The sequence below is a fragment of the Chryseobacterium sp. Y16C genome, assembly GCF_022488405.1.
Classification (GTDB): domain Bacteria; phylum Bacteroidota; class Bacteroidia; order Flavobacteriales; family Weeksellaceae; genus Chryseobacterium; species Chryseobacterium geocarposphaerae.
This window is the reverse complement of record NZ_CP092711.1, coordinates 2,627,000-2,644,412: the sequence shown is the minus strand read 5'-3', so window position 1 is coordinate 2,644,412 and position 17,413 is coordinate 2,627,000. Positions and strand designations below refer to the sequence as shown.

The following is a 17,413-nucleotide window of genomic DNA, read 5'->3' as shown; positions in this document are numbered from 1 at the left end:
CTCTACAATTATTTTAAGATTATGTAAACAGTTAGTTTGTCATTACGCAGAAATCCCTAGCTACAATAAACTTTACCTAGATTCCACACCGCACTTCGTTCCGCTCCGAATGACAAAATATGGATCAATTTTGGTCTTGATTTCAACCTCAACCTTATTCTAAATTATCTAGAATCATTCAAAATATGACGAAAGTCATAAAAATTTTGCCAATTTCCAAAATCTTTTTAAATTTACACCTAACAAATGTTAGTTAGTTATGGATTTTGATGTTGAATATCTAAAACTCGATCAATTGAGACAGCTTCAATCTGAGCGATTGGCGAAATTGGTAGACTATCTTGGGGAGAAGTCGGAATTTTATAAAAGAAAATTTAAGGAAACAGGAATATCTCCACAAGATGTCAGGTCGATTGAAGATATTTCAAAACTCCCGATTACTTACAAACAGGATTTGAGAGACAATTATCCGTTCGGATTATTTACCGTTCCGAAAAATGAGCTGCAGAGAATTCACTGTTCAAGCGGAACAACAGGAAAGCCGACGGTGGTAGGATATACAAAAGAAGATGTTGATTTATTCAGCGAAGTCGTGGCGAGATCTTTGAATGCGGCGGGAGCGAAACCTGGAATGCAGTTGCACAATGCTTATGGATATGGAATTTTTACGGGCGGACTTGGACTTCATTACGGAGCAGAAAAATTGGGAATGAGTGTTCTTCCGATTTCGGGAGGAATGACAGCAAGACAGGTAGATTTAATTATAGATTTTAAACCTGAAGTTATTTGTTGCTCACCTTCATATGCATTAACAATCGCTGATGAATTTGCAAAACGTGGAGTTTCTGCGGATGAGATTAGTTTAAAATATGCCGTTTTAGGTTCAGAACCGTGGACGGAATTGATCAGACATCATATTGAAGAAAGATTGGGCGTTCATGCTACTAATATTTATGGTTTAAGCGAAATTATTGGTCCCGGAGTTTCGATGGAGGATTTTGAGGAAAAAGGTGGGGCTTATATTTGGGAAGATCATTTTTATCCTGAAATTCTGGATCCGGTTACGAAAGAACCCGTTCCGTTTGGTGAAGAAGGTGTTTTGGTGATTACGACTTTAACAAAAAAAGCAATGCCGCTTTTACGGTATTGGACGAACGATATTACCAGTCTTTATTATGACGAAAGCGGAAAAAGAACAATGGTTAAAATGAGACCTATCTTGGGAAGGGCAGATGATATGCTGATTGTAAGAGGGGTAAATGTCTATCCAAGTCAGATTGAAGAAGCATTTTCTCATGTTGAAGGAGTGGTTCCGAATTATTATTTAACACCGATTGAAAAAGAACAAATGTGTGTCGCTTTAGATATTGATGTTGAAATTGATGATGAATTGGTAGCTTCAAAAAATTTAAATCAAAATACCGATGATTATGCTATTTTTGTCGGAAACTTTGGAAAAAGTATAGAAAACGAAATAAAAAAACGGGTAGGAATTACCACAAAAGTGAAAATCCATGCTCAGGACAGTCTTCCGAAATGTGAAGGCGGAAAAATTAACAGAATACTTAAAAAATAAATGAATTCATTTTATAAACTTAAAACGGTAAAAGTTCAGAAAGATACCAACGATGCAGTGAATGTAGCCGTTGAAATTCCTGAAGAGCTGAAAGATAAATTCAGGTTCAAACAGGGGCAGTATCTTAATTTCCGAATGATGATCGACGGAAATGAAGAAAGACGTTCTTATTCTATCTGCAATGCGCCAAGCGAAAAAAGCAACACGCTGGAAGTTTTGGTGAAATTGTTGGAAGGCGGAAAAGTTTCCGGTTATTTCAATGAGCATCTACACATGGATGAAATGCTGGAAGTGATGCCTCCAATGGGTGGTTTCAACACCTCTTATCACCCGACAAATGTGAAAACTTACGTTGGTTTGGCTGCAGGAAGCGGAATTTCTCCGGTGCTATCCAATATTAAGGAAAGTCTTTACCAGGAGCCCAATTCAAACGCTTATCTGTTCTATAGCAACAGAAGCATGAATCACGTGATGAAAAAGGCTGAAATCGATAAATTGGTTGAACATTTCAACGGAAGACTGAAAGTTGTTTATTTAGTAAGCCGTGAGCAACATGAAGACCCGATTTTTGAAGGAAGAATTTCTCCTGAAAAACTGGAACTTTTATTTGAAAGATATGCGGATATCGATGTAAAAGAAGCTACTTATTTCATTTGCGGACCTTCAGAAATGATCAAAGGAATTGCAGATTATTTAAAGAAAGATAAAAAAGTACCAGCGATTCAGGTTTTATTTGAATATTTCACCGCTCCTGACGAAGAGAATACGGAGGAAATGAGCGACGAGTTCAAAGCCATTGCCAACATCGAAAGTATGGTAACGGTAATCATCGATGATGATGAATATTCGTTCCATTTGAATTCAAAAAAAGAGAGTATCTTAGATAAAGCATTGAAAGACAATCTTCCTGTGCCTTTTGCATGTAAAGGAGGAGTGTGCTGTACGTGTAAAGCCGAAGTTTTAGAGGGTGAAGTTTTCATGGAAAAAAACTACGCGCTTACCGAAGAAGAAGTAGCCAGAGGTTACGTTCTTACCTGCCAATGTCACCCGACAACGAATGTGGTGATGCTTAATTATGATGTTTAAATCAATTTGGAAATGAGTCAATGTGCTAATTTGAAAATGCCATGATTGTGTTTTAATTTTCAAATTGCCTAATTCTCAAATTTTCAAATTAATTAATTTTCAAATTAAAAAATTATGGATTTAGAAAAATTTGTACAATACGTACACGACGAAAATAAAGTAGAACCCAAAGATGTAATGCCGGATGATTACAGAAAATTATTGGTTCGTCAGATTTCACAGCACGCGCATTCTGAAATTGTCGGAATGTTGCCGGAAGCCAACTGGATTTCCAGAGCACCTTCATTGAGAAGAAAAATGGCTCTTTTGGCTAAAGTTCAGGATGAAGCAGGTCACGGTTTATACTTGTATTCTGCAACTGAAACTTTAGGAGACGGAAGCATTAGAGCGGACAGAGATGCGACTTACGAAGATATGTTGGAAGGAAAAGCAAAATATTCAAGTATTTTCAATTATCCGACATTGAGTTGGGCAGATATCGGCGCAATCGGTTGGTTGGTTGATGGTGCAGCTATTATGAACCAGGTAATGTTGATGGGGAATTCTTATGGTCCTTATTCAAGAGCGATGGTGAAAATCTGTAAAGAAGAATCTTTCCATCAAAGACAGGGATATGAGATTTTAATGGCACTTTGTAGAGGTACAAAACAGCAGAAAGAAATGGCGCAGGCTTCGTTAAACCGTTTCTGGTGGCCGGCTTTAATGATGTTTGGTCCAAATGACGACAGCTCCCCAAACTCTAAAATCTCTATGAATTACAGAGTAAAAAGAGAAAGTAACGACAGTCTTCGTCAGAGATTTATCGATGTTACCGTTTCTCAAGCTGAATTCTTAGGATTAACTATTCCAGATAAAGACCTGAAATGGAATGAAGAAAGACAGCATTACGATTTCGGAGAACTTCCTTGGGATGAATTCATGGAAATCTTAAAAGGAAACGGCCCTGCCAACAAAAAGCGTATCGAAACCAAGAGAAAAGCTCAAAGAGAGAACGCTTGGGTAAAAGAAGCGGCGGCGGCTTTTGCGGAAAAACAACAAAAAGAAGTAATATAAACTTGTGAAAGCTATATTTCAAACACTATTATTTGCGATTTTATGCAGTTCTTGTTTTTTACCAAATGGGTCCCAATCAAATCCAGAAGTGTGGAAAGATAACAAAGAAAATTTACAAAAGATTGTAGATAGAGTTCTTTTAAATCCTGAAAAATTTGAAGAGGGAGAAAATTTAATTCCTGAAGATTTAGATTTTTCTTATGATAAAACTTTTGATATTAGAGGAAATTTAAAAGATAAAAATGATTTGAAAATAACTTTTTATACTGATAGAGGACTCGTGGATCATTATTCAGCAATAATTTTTACTACTGAAAAAGGTTTAATAGACCAACTTGATAATAACGTAAAAAATGACGGAAATGATTTTAAGCTCCAGAGCAATTGGTATGCTATAAATGATTAAAATCTAATATTTAGAATTAAAAATAAAATTTGACTATGGCAAATTTAGATATGTGGGAAGTGTTTATTCAGACTAAACCGGGATTATCTCACAAACACGTTGGAATTGTACAAGCACCAACAGCAGAAATGGCTTTGCAGAATGCAAGAGACGTTTATACAAGAAGAAAGGAAGGAACTTCTGTTTGGGTAGTTCCAAGCAAATATATCGTGACTTCGGAAGGAGTGGATAAAGAAGCGTTTTTCGATCCTGCTGATGATAAATTGTATCGTCACCCAACGTTCTACGAGATTCCAAACGATGTAAAAAATATGTAGATTAATAATTTGAAAATGAGTTAATGTGCTAATTTGAAAATGCCAATACTGTGTATTAATTTTCAAATTGCCTAATTCTCAAATTTTCAAATTGCCTAATTTTCAAATTAAAAAATAATGAACCCATTATATAATTATTTATTAAAATTAGCAGACGACAGTTTCATTATGGGACAGCGTTTGTCTGCGTGGTGCGGTGAAGGTCCTTATCTCGAGGAAGATATTGCATTAACAAATATCGCGTTGGACGAACTTGGTCAGGCCAATAACTTTTATGTGTATGCTTCAAGAGTGATCGACAACGGAAAAAGTGAAGATGATATCGCATTTTTAAGATATGAACATGAATATCTAAACGCTCATTGGACAGAGCTACCGAATGAAGATTATGCTCAGACGATTTTAAAAGTGTACGTTTTCGCAGTGTATCAGAAATTAATGTACGAAGCATTATCTAATTCTACCAACGAAGAACTTTCTGCCATTGCTCAGAAATCTTTGAAAGAAGTAAGATATCACTATACTCACGCTGCTTCGTGGATGAAAATTTTTGCTCAGGGAACAGAAGAAAGTAAGTCTCGTTTGGAAAAATCAATTGAAAATATCTGGGAATACACAAAAGGTTTATTCGCAAAAACTGAAGGAGAAGATGATTTGGTAGCTTTAAATATCGCTCCGAATACAGATGCTCTTTATGAAGATTTTGTTGCGATTACTCAGAAAGATTTTGCGGATTTCCAATTAGAATATCCTACAAATCCTTTCATGCAGCCAAAATCAAGAACGGGTTATCACACGGAATATTTTGGGTATATTCTTTGTGAGTTACAGTATATGCAGAGAGCGTATCCGGGTTGTACTTGGTAAGAAATGAAAATACTTCTGCGGATAATTGCTTTTTTTCTCTTGGCATATGTAATGCTTTGTGTTATTGTGTTTTTTTATCAGGAAAAAATAATTTTTCAGCCTGAGAAGTTAGTGGAAAATTATTCATTTAATTTTAAAAATGACTTTGAAGAAATCACAATTCATACAAAAGATCAGAAGAAATTAAACTCAGTCTTATTTAAAACTCAAAATCCAAACGGGGTTATTTTTTACCTTCACGGAAACGGAGGTTCAATACACGGGTGGAGCGAAGTTGCTGAAGTTTACAACAATATGAATTATAATGTTTTCATATTGGATTACAGAGGTTATGGAAAAAGTGAGGACAAAATCAATAGCAAGGATCAATTATTTTCAGATGTTGAACTTGCGTATGATGAAGTTGCAAAAAGATACCCCGAAAACAAAATTATTATTTTAGGATATTCAGTTGGAACCGGACTGGCTTCAAAGTTGGCATCACAAAAAAATGCGAAATTGCTGATTTTACAGGCACCGTACTTCAGTATGGAAGATGAGATGGATCAAAAATTTTCATTTCTTCCGAAATTTCTTTTAAAATATAATTTTGAAACCAATAAATATTTAAAGACCGTTAAGTCGCCTGTTATTGTTTTTCATGGTGATAAAGATGAGGTTATTAATTATAAAGCATCTTTAAAACTGAAAAATAATTTTAAAAAAGGAGACACACTGATTATTTTAAAAGATCAGAATCATAACGGAATAACAGATAATTTGGATTATCAGAACTCAATTAAAACAATACTTGATTTTGATAACAATTAAAATATGAATCAGCTTTTAGATTTATTAAAAACCATTCCTGACCCGGAAATTCCGGTAATCAATATCGTGGAATTAGGCATTGTAAGAGAAGCTAAAGTTACGAGTGAGAATTCTTGTGAAGTAACCATTACCCCTACCTATTCTGCCTGTCCTGCGATGTTTACCATCGAGGAAGATATCATCAAAATGATGAAGGAAAACGGTTGGAAAGCGAAAGTGGTCACCAAAATGTTTCCGATCTGGACAACAGACTGGATCACCGATGAAGCAAGAGAAAAACTTCGTGCCTACGGAATCACCCCTCCTGAAAAAGGAGCGGACGAACATCACATCGGGAAACCGAAAAAATGTCCTCGTTGTGGTTCAGAGCACACCAAACAGATCAGTAGATTCGGATCTACGCTATGTAAGGCATCATACCAATGTTTAGATTGTTTAGAGCCTTTTGATTATTTTAAATGTCATTAAAAATGATTAATTTTATAAAACAATCATTTTTAATATTAACCTATTAATAGCCAATATAATATGTATACACAAATTGACATTGAATCGCATTTTGACGGAAAGTTAAAAATTGCTTACCTCAATCAGCCGGAAACGATGAATGCACTTACAAAACCGTCTTTATCGGATCTCAAAGATTTCGTTAAAGAATGTAGTGAAGATCCTACAGTAAGATGTGTTGCCATTTCAGGAAGAGGAAGAGCTTTTTGTTCCGGTCAGAATCTGGATGATGCTTTTGTACAAGGGAATGAGCATCATGACAATGACATTATCAGAAAAATTGTCACAGACTATTACAATCCTTTGGTTACGGAAATTACACATTGCAGAAAACCTGTCGTTGCATTGGTAAATGGTCCTGCAGTAGGAGCTGGAGCGATGTTAGCTTTAATTTCTGATTTCGTTTTAGCGGTTGACAAATCATATTTTGCTCAGGCATTTTCAAATATTGGATTAATTCCTGATACGGGAGGAACGTACTACCTGCCAAAACTATTAGGAAGACAATTGGCCAATTATTTGGCATTTACAGGTAAAAAACTGTCTGCGGAAGAAGCAAAATCTTACGGTTTGGTCGCAGAAGTTTTCAATGAGGAAGAATTCGTTCCGAAATCAATGGAAATTCTTGAGAAAATGTCAAATATGCCGACTGCAGCCATTAAATTAACCAAAAAAGCATTTGCTGCTTCTTACAATAATACGCTGAAAGAACAATTAGAATTAGAAGGGGATTTACAGCAGGAAGCCGCAGAAACAGAGGATTTTAAAGAAGGGGTAAGTGCCTTTTTAGAAAAAAGAAAACCTAATTATAAAGGAAGATAATTAATTTGAGAATGAGTTAATTTGAGAATTTGAAAATGAGGAATGATAAAGAAAATATTATTGTAAATAAGACTTTTGATTTTGCATTAAACATTATTGAATTTTCAGAAGATTTGTATGAAGCTAAAAAGTTTCCTTTGGCAAATCAAATTTTCAAATCAGGAACTTCGATTGGAGCAAATGTAAGGGAAGCTCAAAATGCAGAGAGCAAGGCAGATTTATTCATAAGTTAAAAATTGCTGCTAAAGAAGCTGATGAAACAGAATGTTGGCTTTTGTTATGCTTAAAATCTCCACATTTGAAATCTCCCAACGATAAATTAATATCTGAATTAAAAGAAATTCTATTAATTCTGTCTAAAATTATTGCAAGTTCAAAGCTCAAATAATTTTCAAATTAACTCATTTTCAAATTTTCAAATTTAAAATATGAATGTAGGAATTATCGGTGCCGGAACGATGGGAATCGGCATTGCACAAGTAGCCGCGACGAACGGATGTAAGGTTTGGGTGTATGACGCCAATCCGAAGCAAGTAGAAACGGCAACCGTAGGTTTGGAAAAAACATTAACCAAATTGGTTGATAAGCAGAAAATTTCATCAGAAAAAATGGTTGAAATTTTAGCTAATATTTCCATTGCTACAGAATTAAAAGACTTCAAAGATTGTGAATTGGTCATTGAAGCTATTATCGAAAACAAAGAAATCAAAACCAAAGTCTTCACAGAACTAGAGAAACATGTTTCGGAAAGCTGTGTTATTGGTTCCAATACATCATCCATTTCCATTACCTCTCTAGGTGCGGAATTACAAAAACCGGAGCGTTTTATCGGAATTCACTTTTTCAATCCGGCTCCTTTAATGCCTTTAGTAGAAGTTATTCCTTCTTTATTAACAGAAAAATCTTTAGCGGAAAAAATCTACAATCTCATGAAAGATTGGGGAAAAACTCCGGTGATTGCTAAAGATATTCCCGGATTTATCGTGAACAGAATCGCCCGTCCTTATTATGGGGAAGGTTTGAGAATTGTTGAAGAAAACATCGCAACCGTAGAACAGGTTGATGAAGCCATGAAAACTATTGGGAACTTCAAAATGGGACCTTTTGAATTAATGGATTTAATTGGTGTTGATGTCAATTTCTCCGTAACAAAAACAGTGTACAACGAATATTTCTACGACCCAAAATACAAACCCTCTCTTCTTCAGCAAAGAATGTCAGAAGCAAAACTTCACGGCAGAAAAACAGGGAAAGGTTTTTATGATTATTCAGAAAATGCTCAAAATCCTGTTGCACAAAAAGACGATGCGCTTTACCAGCAAATATTCTTGAGAATTATTTCCATGTTGATTAATGAAGCAGTAGAAGCCAAAAGATTAGGGGTTGCCAACGATGAAGATCTGGAATTGGCAATGCAAAAAGGGGTAAATTATCCAAAAGGATTATTGACTTGGGGAAAAGAAATCGGATATGCAAAAATCTCCGAAACGCTGCAGAATCTTTACGAAGAATATCAGGAAGAAAGATACAGACAAAGTCCGTTGCTTCGCAAATTGAATTAGACAATTTGAAAATATGCTAATTTGAAAATTGATTACTAATGGTTTCATTTTCAAATTCTCAAATTGACTTAATTTTCAAATTAAAATTATGGATATAGACGGATTCAGAGCCGAATTGGAAACAAGACTCATCATTGAAAAAGAATACATCATTCAGGAGCTTTCTTCGATCGATGATTATCAGGAAAAACTGGAATTGTTAGGAAAATTCAATGAAAAATATAAAGAGCTGATTAGAAGAATTGCGAATGAAGACGGAATCGATTTAAATGCTCCCTATCAAACGGAAAATCCATTACGTTCTGAAAACCTTACATATGAGCAGATCATTCTTGGTAAAACCATGGGTATCTACGACAAATTGGCTGATGAATTATATGAAGAAATAACGCAGATTTAAATACTCTTTAGTAACAAAATAAAGTATTAAAACTATGCTTAAAAGAATTTTTACAAAGAAAAACTTTCTGAGATCCCTCATGAACGCAATCATTTTTAGTGTTGCTTTTTTTCTGATTAGAATTCTATTTTATTATTTTAAATGGGATGATGGAAAAAGCATGAATATATACGGTCTTGTATTTTATTTCGTCTTTGTTTTTTTAGCTTTCTTCATTTTAGACGGGAGAGATTACACTTGGAAGGATGTAATAAGATTTAAAAATTTAAATAAAAATAAATGAGCCCGAGACAGGTTGCAGAATATATGTTTGATCAGGATGAGTTTTCCCAATGGATGAATATCAAACTGATCGAAGTAAAAGAAAACTATTGTTTACTCGAAATGCCAATCAGGAAAGAAATGATTAATGGGCTGAAAACGGTTCATGGAGGCGTTACGTTTGCATTTGCAGATTCTGCACTGGCATTTTCGTCCAACAATTCCGGAGATGCCGCTGTTGCATTAAACTGTATCATCAATTTTACCAAAGCCGGGAAAGAAGGTGATGTTTTCAGAGCAGAAAGCATTTTGGTAAATGATACCAGAAAAACGGCTGTTTACGACATTAAAATTACCAATCAAAATGAAGAACTGATTGCAAAATTTGTCGGAACCGTATATAAAATCGGAAAAAAAGTGATCGATTTATAAAATACCAACCAAACATCAAATTAACAAAATGAAAAAAATATTTTTACTGCTTTTCGGGATTTCTGCCTTTCTGATGAATGCACAGCAGAAAATAAATGAAACACTGAAGAAGGAGCTCGACGAAATCATGAAAGTCGATCAGGGATACAGAATGTTATTTGATACGGAAACAACTCCGGAGAAAAAAGCTCAGCTTCTGAAAGATCTTAATGTTGATGAGGAAGAATTCAAAAAGAAAAACTGGAAATTGGTTGCAGAGCATGACAGTTTGAATATGCAGAAAATTGAAAAAATTATTGCTCAGTATGGCTATCCCGGAAAAACCCTTGTAGGAGAGCCCACCAATCAGGCTGCATGGTATGTAATTCAGCATTCAAAAAAAATTGATAAATATCTTCCACTGATCAGGGAAGCTGGAAAAAAGAAGGAGATTCCGTTCACATGGGTAGCGATGATGGAAGACCGTTATCTTATGTATAACAACAAGGAGCAGATCTATGGAACGCAGGGAGCAGGTGAAATGACATTGGATAAAAATCATAAGCAAGCATTTATCAATTTTATCTGGCCAATCAAAGATCCTGAAAACGTTAATAAAAGAAGAAAGGAAGCAGGATTCGATTCTACCGTTGAAGAGAATGCTCAAAGAATGTTTGGAAAAGACTTCAAATATGAACGCTATATTTTAGAACAAGTCATGGAGTTGAGAAGTAAAAAAAAAGGAACATCATCATTAAAACTAAAAAAATAAGATTATAATAATTGGGGTAATGAAGTGATTCATTCTCAATTTTTTCAGATTAAAATTATGAACAACGTATACATTATAGACTATGTCAGAACTCCCATTTCAAAATTACAGGGAGGATTATCGGAAGTAAGAGCAGATGATTTAGCATCAATTGTTATCAAAGAAGTAGTAGCGAGAAATCCAGAAGTTCCTGTTGAGGAAATTGAGGACGTTATTTTCGGATGTGCGAATCAGGCGGGTGAAGACAACAGAAACGTAGCAAGAATGGGACTTTTACTGGCTGGACTTCCGTACAAAATAGGAGGAGAGACGGTAAACAGATTGTGTGCATCAGGAATGTCTGCTGTTGCCAATGCTTTCCGTTCAATTGCAGCGGGAGAAGGTGAAATTTATATTGCAGGAGGAGTAGAACACATGACACGTTCGCCATATGTAATGTCAAAACCAAGTGCTGCTTTCGGTAGAGACAGTCATATGTTTGATACGACTTTCGGATGGAGATTTGTTAATCCAAAAATGAAAGAGTTATATGGTGTTGACGGAATGGGAGATACTGCCGAAAACTTAGCCGATATTCACAACATCAGCCGTGAAGACCAGGATAAATTTGCCCTTTGGTCTCAGCAAAAAGCAACGAAAGCTCAGGAGAGCGGAAGATTAGCGGAAGAAATCGTAAAAGTTGAAATTCCACAAAGAAAGGGTGAGCCAAAAATCTTTGACACCGATGAATTTATTAAGCCAACTTCTTCAATGGAAGGATTAGGAAAACTTCGTCCGGCTTTCAGAAAAGAAGGAACGGTAACTGCCGGAAATGCTTCCGGAATGAACGACGGAGCTGCAGCTTTAATTCTAGCAAGTGAAGAGGCTGTAAAAAAATATGGTTTGAAGCCAAAAGCTAAAATTTTAGGATCTTCAGTAGCAGGTGTTGAACCAAGAATCATGGGAATTGGACCTGTTGAAGCGACTCAGAAACTATTAAAAAGACTGAATCTTTCATTAGATGAAATGGACATCATCGAACTGAATGAGGCATTTGCTGCTCAGGCTTTGGCAGTAACAAGAACATTGGGATTAAAAGATGATGATTCAAGAATAAATCCAAACGGAGGAGCTATCGCAATTGGTCATCCACTTGGAGTTTCCGGAGCAAGAATTGTTGGTTCTGCTGCAATGGAACTTCAAAAACAAAATAAAAAATATGCATTATGTACGCTTTGTATCGGTGTCGGGCAAGGGTATGCAATGGTTATTGAAAGAGTTTAATCAATTTGAAAATGGGTTAATTTGAGAATCTGAAAATGTTTCAGGACGCTATCAATTATCAAATTAGTCCATTCTCAAATTTTCAAATTAAAATTATGAATATCTACTCATATCACGGAATTCGTCCCATCATCAAACCTTCTGCTTACGTTCATCCGCAAGCAGTAATTATCGGGAATGTGGAAATTGGTGAAGAAGTTTATATCGGTCCAAACGCAGTAATTCGTGGCGACTGGGGTAAAATTATTGTGAAAGACGGTGCAAATGTTCAGGAAAACTGTACCCTTCATGTTTTTCCTGGAATTGAAACCATTTTGGAAGAATCTGCACATATTGGTCATGGAGCAATCATTCATTCCGGGCACATCGGGAAAAACTGTTTAATTGGAATGAACGCTGTAGTGATGGATAAAGCGTATATTGGTGATGAAAGTATTGTTGGTGCATTAGCTTTTGTTCCTGCCAATTTCAAATGTGAACCCAGGAAATTAATCGTTGGAAGCCCTGCAAAAATTATCCGAGATGTTTCTGATGAAATGATCAAATGGAAAACAGAAGGAACAAAACTCTATCAGGAATTGGCAAGAGAAGGGAAAGACGCTATTCTTCCGTGTGAGCCGTTTACAGAATATGTTCAGCAGATTCCTACGAAAGTTGTTGATTACAGCATTTGGGATGATGTGAAATAGTTATCTCAGTCTAAACCTCATAGGTTTCTAAAACCTATGAGGTTTTGAAAAAATTATTAACAAAGAAAAAAAGAATGATTAAGAAGCTGTTGATTTTTTGTATGATTTTATTTACGTTTCAATCTGTGGTTTGTGCCCAGACTGGAAATGCAAAACCATTGACTATTGGAGAAATCAGAACTATAAGGTCTAAGATTTTAAATGAAAACAGAACTTTAAACATCTATCTTCCGCAAAATTTTGATAAAAAGAAATCGTATCCGGTTATTTATCTTCTGGATGGAAGCATGAATGAAGATTTTATCCACGTTACCGGATTGATTCAATTCTTCAATCAAATGTATTCGATGCCGGAAACCATTATAGTCGGAATTGCGAATATCGACAGAAAAAGAGACTTTACTTTTCATACCGATTTAAAAGACTTACAGAAAGATTATCCGACAACCGGGCATTCGGATAAATTCATTGGGTTTTTAGAAAAAGAATTGAAACCTTATATCGAAAAACAGTTTAAAACAACGAATAATTATTTATTCGGGCAGTCATTGGGTGGTTTGTTGGCAACTGAAATTCTTTTGAAAAAACCTGAAATGTTCAATAACTATTTTATCATCAGTCCAAGTTTGTGGTGGGATGATGAAAGTCTTTTAAAGCAGGCTCCTCAATTATTAACTAAGATTTCGGATACCAAGAAATTTATTTACGTTTCTGTCGGAAAAGGCGAACATCCGGTAATGGTAAAAGATGCGGAAGATTTGTATGATGTTCTTAAAAAAGCCAATAAGAAAAACTGGACTTTAGAATATAAGATGATGGAAACAGACAATCATGCGACGATCCTCCACAGAAGTTTGTATGAAGGTTTGGTGAGATTGTTTCCATACCAGGAACCAAAAAATTAAAATTATAACAATATAAAATGTATCATTTAAATAATTAGTGCAGTCATGCTGAGCCTGTCGAAGCATCCTTTCATGAATTGTTAAATTGAATACATTATAAATTAAAAACTATATGGAAAAGTTAAAAAACTATATCTACGGCGAATGGGTAGAGGGAAACGGAAACGGAATTCCTTTGTATAATGCTGTAAACGGTGAGCAGGTTGCCATTTCCGATACAGAAGGTCTGAATTTCGAACAGGCTTTGGACTATGGAAGAACAGTAGGCTACAAAAACCTTTCATCTATGACGTTCTATGATCGTGGAGAAATGTTGAAAAAAGTAGCGCTTTATCTTTTAGAAAGAAAGAAAAAATATTACGAATTATCTTATAAAACAGGAGCAACTCACGTTGATTCCTGGGTGGATATCGAAGGAGGTTTCGGTACTTTCTTTACCTATTCCGGATTGGCAAAAAGAATGCTCCCAAACACCCCGTTTTGGGTGGATGGAGATACTCAGAAAATCTCTGCGAATGGAACGTTCCTTGGAACTCATATTTTAACGCCAAGCGAAGGTGTTTCTATTCAAATTAACGCCTACAATTTTCCTGTTTGGGGAATGTTAGAAAAATTGTCCACCTCTTTATTGGCGGGTGTGCCGTCAATCGTAAAACCGTCTCCATTTGGTTCATATTTAACGAACGCAGTTTTCCAGGATATGATTGAAAGTGGAATTCTTCCGGAAGGTGCCGTTCAGTTGGTATGTGGTGAACCGGGAAATATTCTGGATTATGTTCAGGATGGAGATTCTGTATTGTTTACAGGTTCTGCGACAACGGGTAGAAAACTAAAAGCTCTACCATCAATTGCAGGAAATGCTGTCCGTTTCAATATGGAAGCAGATTCTTTGAACTGTTCCATTCTTGGATTAGACGCAAAACCAGGAACACCGGAATTTGATTTATTCATCAAAGAAGTCCGTAACGAAATGACGACGAAAGCCGGACAGAAATGTACAGCAATCAGAAGAATTATCGTTCCTGAAAACTTAATCGGAGATGTTCAGAATGCTTTATCTAAAGCGTTAGACCAGACAAAAATCGGAAATCCTCTAAGCAGAGAAACAAGAATGGGTTCTTTGGTTGGAAAACAGCAGTATGATGAGGTGGTAAGAAAAGTCAATTTATTGAAGGCTGAAACGGAACTAGTTTACGACGGAAAACATGAATTGGTGGACGCTGACTACGAAAAAGGGGCATTTATGAGTCCGAAATTGTTCTTAAATGATAAACCTTTCGAAAAAAATATCTCTCATGATGTCGAAGCTTTCGGTCCGGTTTCTACGTTGATGCCCTACAAAGATGCGGAAGAAGCGGCAGCGTTGGCAAAAAGAGGAAAAGGAAGTCTGGTAGGTTCTATTGTTTCTCACGATAACAATTTCGTCGCAGAAACATCGTGGAAAATGGCTTCACAGCATGGAAGAATTTTTGTTTTAAACAGAGACAGTGCAAAAGAAAGTACTGGTCACGGTTCTCCGCTTCCGACATTGATGCACGGCGGACCTGGGAGAGCGGGAGGTGGTGAAGAAATGGGCGGACTGAACGGTCTTCATTTCTTCCTTCAGAAAACAGCTATCCAAGGCTCTCCGGATATTTTAACGGCGGTTACTAAAATTTATCAGCAAGGCGCTGAGAAAAAATATTCAGATAAGCATCCTTTCCAGAAATATTTCGAGGAAGTTGAGGTTGGAGATTCTTTGGAAACAGCAGGAAGAACGGTTACCGATGCGGATATCGTGAACTTCTCCAATGTTTCATGGGATCATTTCTATGCGCACACCGATGCAACAAGTTTAACGGGAACGATCTTCGATAAAACGGTTGCTCACGGATATTTCATCCTTTCTGCCGCGGCCGGATTATTTGTTTCCGGTAAAAAAGGACCCGTTATCGCCAATTACGGATTGGAAAACTGTTCGTTCTTCAAGCCTGTTTATGCAGGAGATACCATTACGGTGTATTTAACGGCGAAAGAAAAGATCAACCGTGGAGTTAAGGGAAGAAATATTCCTTCCGGTGTTGTGAAATGGTTGGTTGAAGTGGTGAATCAAAGAGATGAGATCGTTTGTGTAGCTACAATTTTGACATTAGTGGCAAAGCAGTCTCCTTTCATTGATTTAAACTTAAAAAATATTCAGAAAGCATTGAATGGTTTAACGGAATCCACTCAGCCAAGCTGGGGTAAAATGTCTCCTCAGCAAATGATTGAACATTTGGAGCATGGCGTTTTGGCAAGTTTGGGAGAGCCTGAAGCCGAAAAATGCTTTACTCCTGAAGAGCAATTGGAAAAATGGCAGGATTCTTTGTACAATCACAGAAAAATGCCGAAAGATTTCCCAGCGCCGTATTTAGCTGAAGATGAAAAATTATTAGAATTAAGACATAAAAATCTTGAAGCTGCAAAAATTTCTTTCATGAATAATCTGAAACGATTCTCTATCTATTACAAAGAAAATCCACACGCAGAACATATGAATTTTGTTTTCGGAAAACTGAACAAAGAAATGTGGGAACTAATGCACAGAAAGCATTTTACCCACCATTTTGAACAGTTTGGATTAATTTAATTCAAAATAATTATAAAAATGTTCCCTTTCAATTTTATTTGGAAGGGAACATTTTTATAATTTATGTTCGATAAAATAATCTTGGAAAAGACTGAAGTTTTTTTATTTATTCTCGGCTCCTAAACTTAAAATATCCATACATTAAAAGAGGTAATGCGATGATCTGGAATATAAAAACAAGAAGTGAAGGAATCCCTTCTAGATGGCTCTGATTAGCTTTTATAAAGAGTTGTTTGCCTAACGGACCGTTTGAGAATATGATAATGTTAAACAAATTCCATCCTAGATGAAGACCTATAGGAAGATACATGGATTTTGTTTTAGCAAATGATACCGCTAACATCCATCCAAAAATAGCGGTCATCACAAAAATAATTCCCATCTGAAAAGGATTCCCGAAGGCATTATAAGAAAACCAGTGATAAACGCCAAAGCAAATAGCTGAAAAAATAGAGGCTTTAGTACTGCCCCATTTTTCAATAGCAAGATAAAGTAAAACGCCTCTGAAAAGCAATTCTTCAAACAAAACAGATTTTACAACCCACCATGAACTCATTAGTATTGCAGAAAATGTTATTTGTTTATTTAATAGCCAGTTGTTATTGATAAATGCTGTTGTCAGGATATGGTAGAGACTGCATATCGCTGCAGCCAAAAGAAATCCAATGCTCCACTGAATTAATCTTGTCTGATTAGGCTTAAGTCCTAAAACGGAAAGATCTTTTTTTACTGTGAATTTAAGGATGAGCCATGAGATTATAAGCTCAATAATAATTCCAATCATGGTTAAAAGTTTTGAATGAAAATGTTATTTTATTGTAAACGAATATAATAAAAAAAACAGAGGTGAATTAAAGTAGAAAAAAAGATTATTCAGTTCTTTTTGGAAATCATGTTTAACTGATGTGCAATCATTTCATACATTATTTTAAACAGCTTGTATTGATCAATTTTATTACATCGTTTTTTATCAACCTTATTCTAAGTGGCAAAAGAAAGTGATCGCTATTCTGAGCATTATTTTTCTTGGAAACCGCTTATTGTATTCATAATGAAACCCATCTGAACTGCTAATCGTTTTTTTTAGAAATATTCTAA

18 protein-coding genes and 1 pseudogene are annotated in these 17,413 nt (G+C 35.7%); 18 read left to right on the top strand and 1 reads right to left on the bottom strand.

What is annotated here, in order from left to right; genetic code table 11:
• Window positions 1-259 precede the first annotated feature (259 nt).
• From MKS83_RS11760 to paaZ, 18 genes and pseudogenes are all read left to right on the top strand, one after another.
• Window positions 260-1,576 (top strand): phenylacetate--CoA ligase family protein, encoded by a 1,317-nt coding sequence (locus MKS83_RS11760; RefSeq protein WP_240579851.1) that lies wholly within the window; start codon window positions 260-262, stop codon window positions 1,574-1,576.
• Window positions 1,577-2,662 (top strand): 2Fe-2S iron-sulfur cluster-binding protein, encoded by a 1,086-nt coding sequence (locus MKS83_RS11755; RefSeq protein WP_100377097.1) that lies wholly within the window; start codon window positions 1,577-1,579, stop codon window positions 2,660-2,662.
• Between the two features lie 114 nt (window positions 2,663-2,776).
• On the top strand, window positions 2,777-3,715 hold the full coding sequence (paaA, locus tag MKS83_RS11750; protein ID WP_240579850.1) for a 1,2-phenylacetyl-CoA epoxidase subunit PaaA: 939 nt from the start codon (window positions 2,777-2,779) through the stop codon (window positions 3,713-3,715).
• A gap of 4 nt (window positions 3,716-3,719) precedes the next feature.
• Complete coding sequence (locus MKS83_RS11745) at window positions 3,720-4,121, top strand: hypothetical protein (protein WP_240579849.1); 402 nt, start codon at window positions 3,720-3,722, stop codon at window positions 4,119-4,121.
• Between the two features lie 35 nt (window positions 4,122-4,156).
• Complete coding sequence (paaB, locus tag MKS83_RS11740) at window positions 4,157-4,438, top strand: 1,2-phenylacetyl-CoA epoxidase subunit PaaB (RefSeq protein ID WP_002981782.1); 282 nt, start codon at window positions 4,157-4,159, stop codon at window positions 4,436-4,438.
• Between the two features lie 117 nt (window positions 4,439-4,555).
• A complete protein-coding gene (paaC, locus tag MKS83_RS11735) occupies window positions 4,556-5,305 on the top strand; it encodes a 1,2-phenylacetyl-CoA epoxidase subunit PaaC (RefSeq protein WP_240579848.1) in 750 nt (249 codons plus the stop codon).
• Window positions 5,306-5,308: 3 nt separating this feature from the next.
• Entirely contained in the window at window positions 5,309-6,115 is an 807-nt protein-coding gene (locus MKS83_RS11730; protein ID WP_240579847.1) for an alpha/beta hydrolase, read from the top strand.
• A gap of 3 nt (window positions 6,116-6,118) precedes the next feature.
• Entirely contained in the window at window positions 6,119-6,583 is a 465-nt protein-coding gene (gene paaD, locus MKS83_RS11725) for a 1,2-phenylacetyl-CoA epoxidase subunit PaaD (RefSeq protein ID WP_240579846.1), read from the top strand.
• A gap of 60 nt (window positions 6,584-6,643) precedes the next feature.
• Entirely contained in the window at window positions 6,644-7,444 is an 801-nt protein-coding gene (locus MKS83_RS11720) for an enoyl-CoA hydratase/isomerase family protein (RefSeq protein WP_240579845.1), read from the top strand.
• Window positions 7,445-7,479: 35 nt separating this feature from the next.
• Window positions 7,480-7,760: pseudogene (locus tag MKS83_RS22270) on the top strand (four helix bundle protein); the annotation flags it as partial.
• Between the two features lie 112 nt (window positions 7,761-7,872).
• Window positions 7,873-9,006: a 3-hydroxyacyl-CoA dehydrogenase NAD-binding domain-containing protein gene (locus MKS83_RS11710; protein WP_240579844.1), complete on the top strand. Its 1,134-nt coding sequence runs from the start codon at window positions 7,873-7,875 to the stop codon at window positions 9,004-9,006.
• Window positions 9,007-9,094: 88 nt separating this feature from the next.
• On the top strand, window positions 9,095-9,406 hold the full coding sequence (locus MKS83_RS11705) for a hypothetical protein (protein ID WP_240579843.1): 312 nt from the start codon (window positions 9,095-9,097) through the stop codon (window positions 9,404-9,406).
• Window positions 9,407-9,685: 279 nt separating this feature from the next.
• Complete coding sequence (locus MKS83_RS11700) at window positions 9,686-10,099, top strand: PaaI family thioesterase (protein ID WP_240579842.1); 414 nt, start codon at window positions 9,686-9,688, stop codon at window positions 10,097-10,099.
• 28 nt (window positions 10,100-10,127) lie between these two features.
• The gene (locus MKS83_RS11695; protein WP_240579841.1) at window positions 10,128-10,850 is read left to right on the top strand and encodes a DUF6624 domain-containing protein; all 723 of its coding nucleotides are present in this window, start codon (window positions 10,128-10,130) and stop codon (window positions 10,848-10,850) included.
• A gap of 57 nt (window positions 10,851-10,907) precedes the next feature.
• Window positions 10,908-12,113, top strand: a complete 1,206-nt coding sequence (gene pcaF / locus MKS83_RS11690) for a 3-oxoadipyl-CoA thiolase (RefSeq protein WP_240579840.1) — start codon at window positions 10,908-10,910, stop codon at window positions 12,111-12,113.
• Window positions 12,114-12,208: 95 nt separating this feature from the next.
• A complete protein-coding gene (locus MKS83_RS11685; RefSeq protein ID WP_240579839.1) occupies window positions 12,209-12,802 on the top strand; it encodes a transferase hexapeptide repeat family protein in 594 nt (197 codons plus the stop codon).
• A gap of 44 nt (window positions 12,803-12,846) precedes the next feature.
• Window positions 12,847-13,707 carry an alpha/beta hydrolase gene (locus tag MKS83_RS11680; RefSeq protein WP_240579838.1) on the top strand — a complete coding sequence of 287 codons (861 nt, stop codon included), beginning with the start codon at window positions 12,847-12,849 and terminating at the stop codon, window positions 13,705-13,707.
• A 112-nt stretch (window positions 13,708-13,819) separates the two neighbouring features.
• Window positions 13,820-16,315: a phenylacetic acid degradation bifunctional protein PaaZ gene (gene paaZ / locus MKS83_RS11675; RefSeq protein WP_240579837.1), complete on the top strand. Its 2,496-nt coding sequence runs from the start codon at window positions 13,820-13,822 to the stop codon at window positions 16,313-16,315.
• A gap of 106 nt (window positions 16,316-16,421) precedes the next feature.
• Here paaZ and MKS83_RS11670 read toward each other — a convergent pair whose 3' ends face one another.
• The gene (locus tag MKS83_RS11670) at window positions 16,422-17,099 is read right to left on the bottom strand and encodes a CPBP family intramembrane glutamic endopeptidase (RefSeq protein ID WP_240579836.1); all 678 of its coding nucleotides are present in this window, start codon (window positions 17,097-17,099) and stop codon (window positions 16,422-16,424) included.
• Window positions 17,100-17,413: the final 314 nt, after the last annotated feature.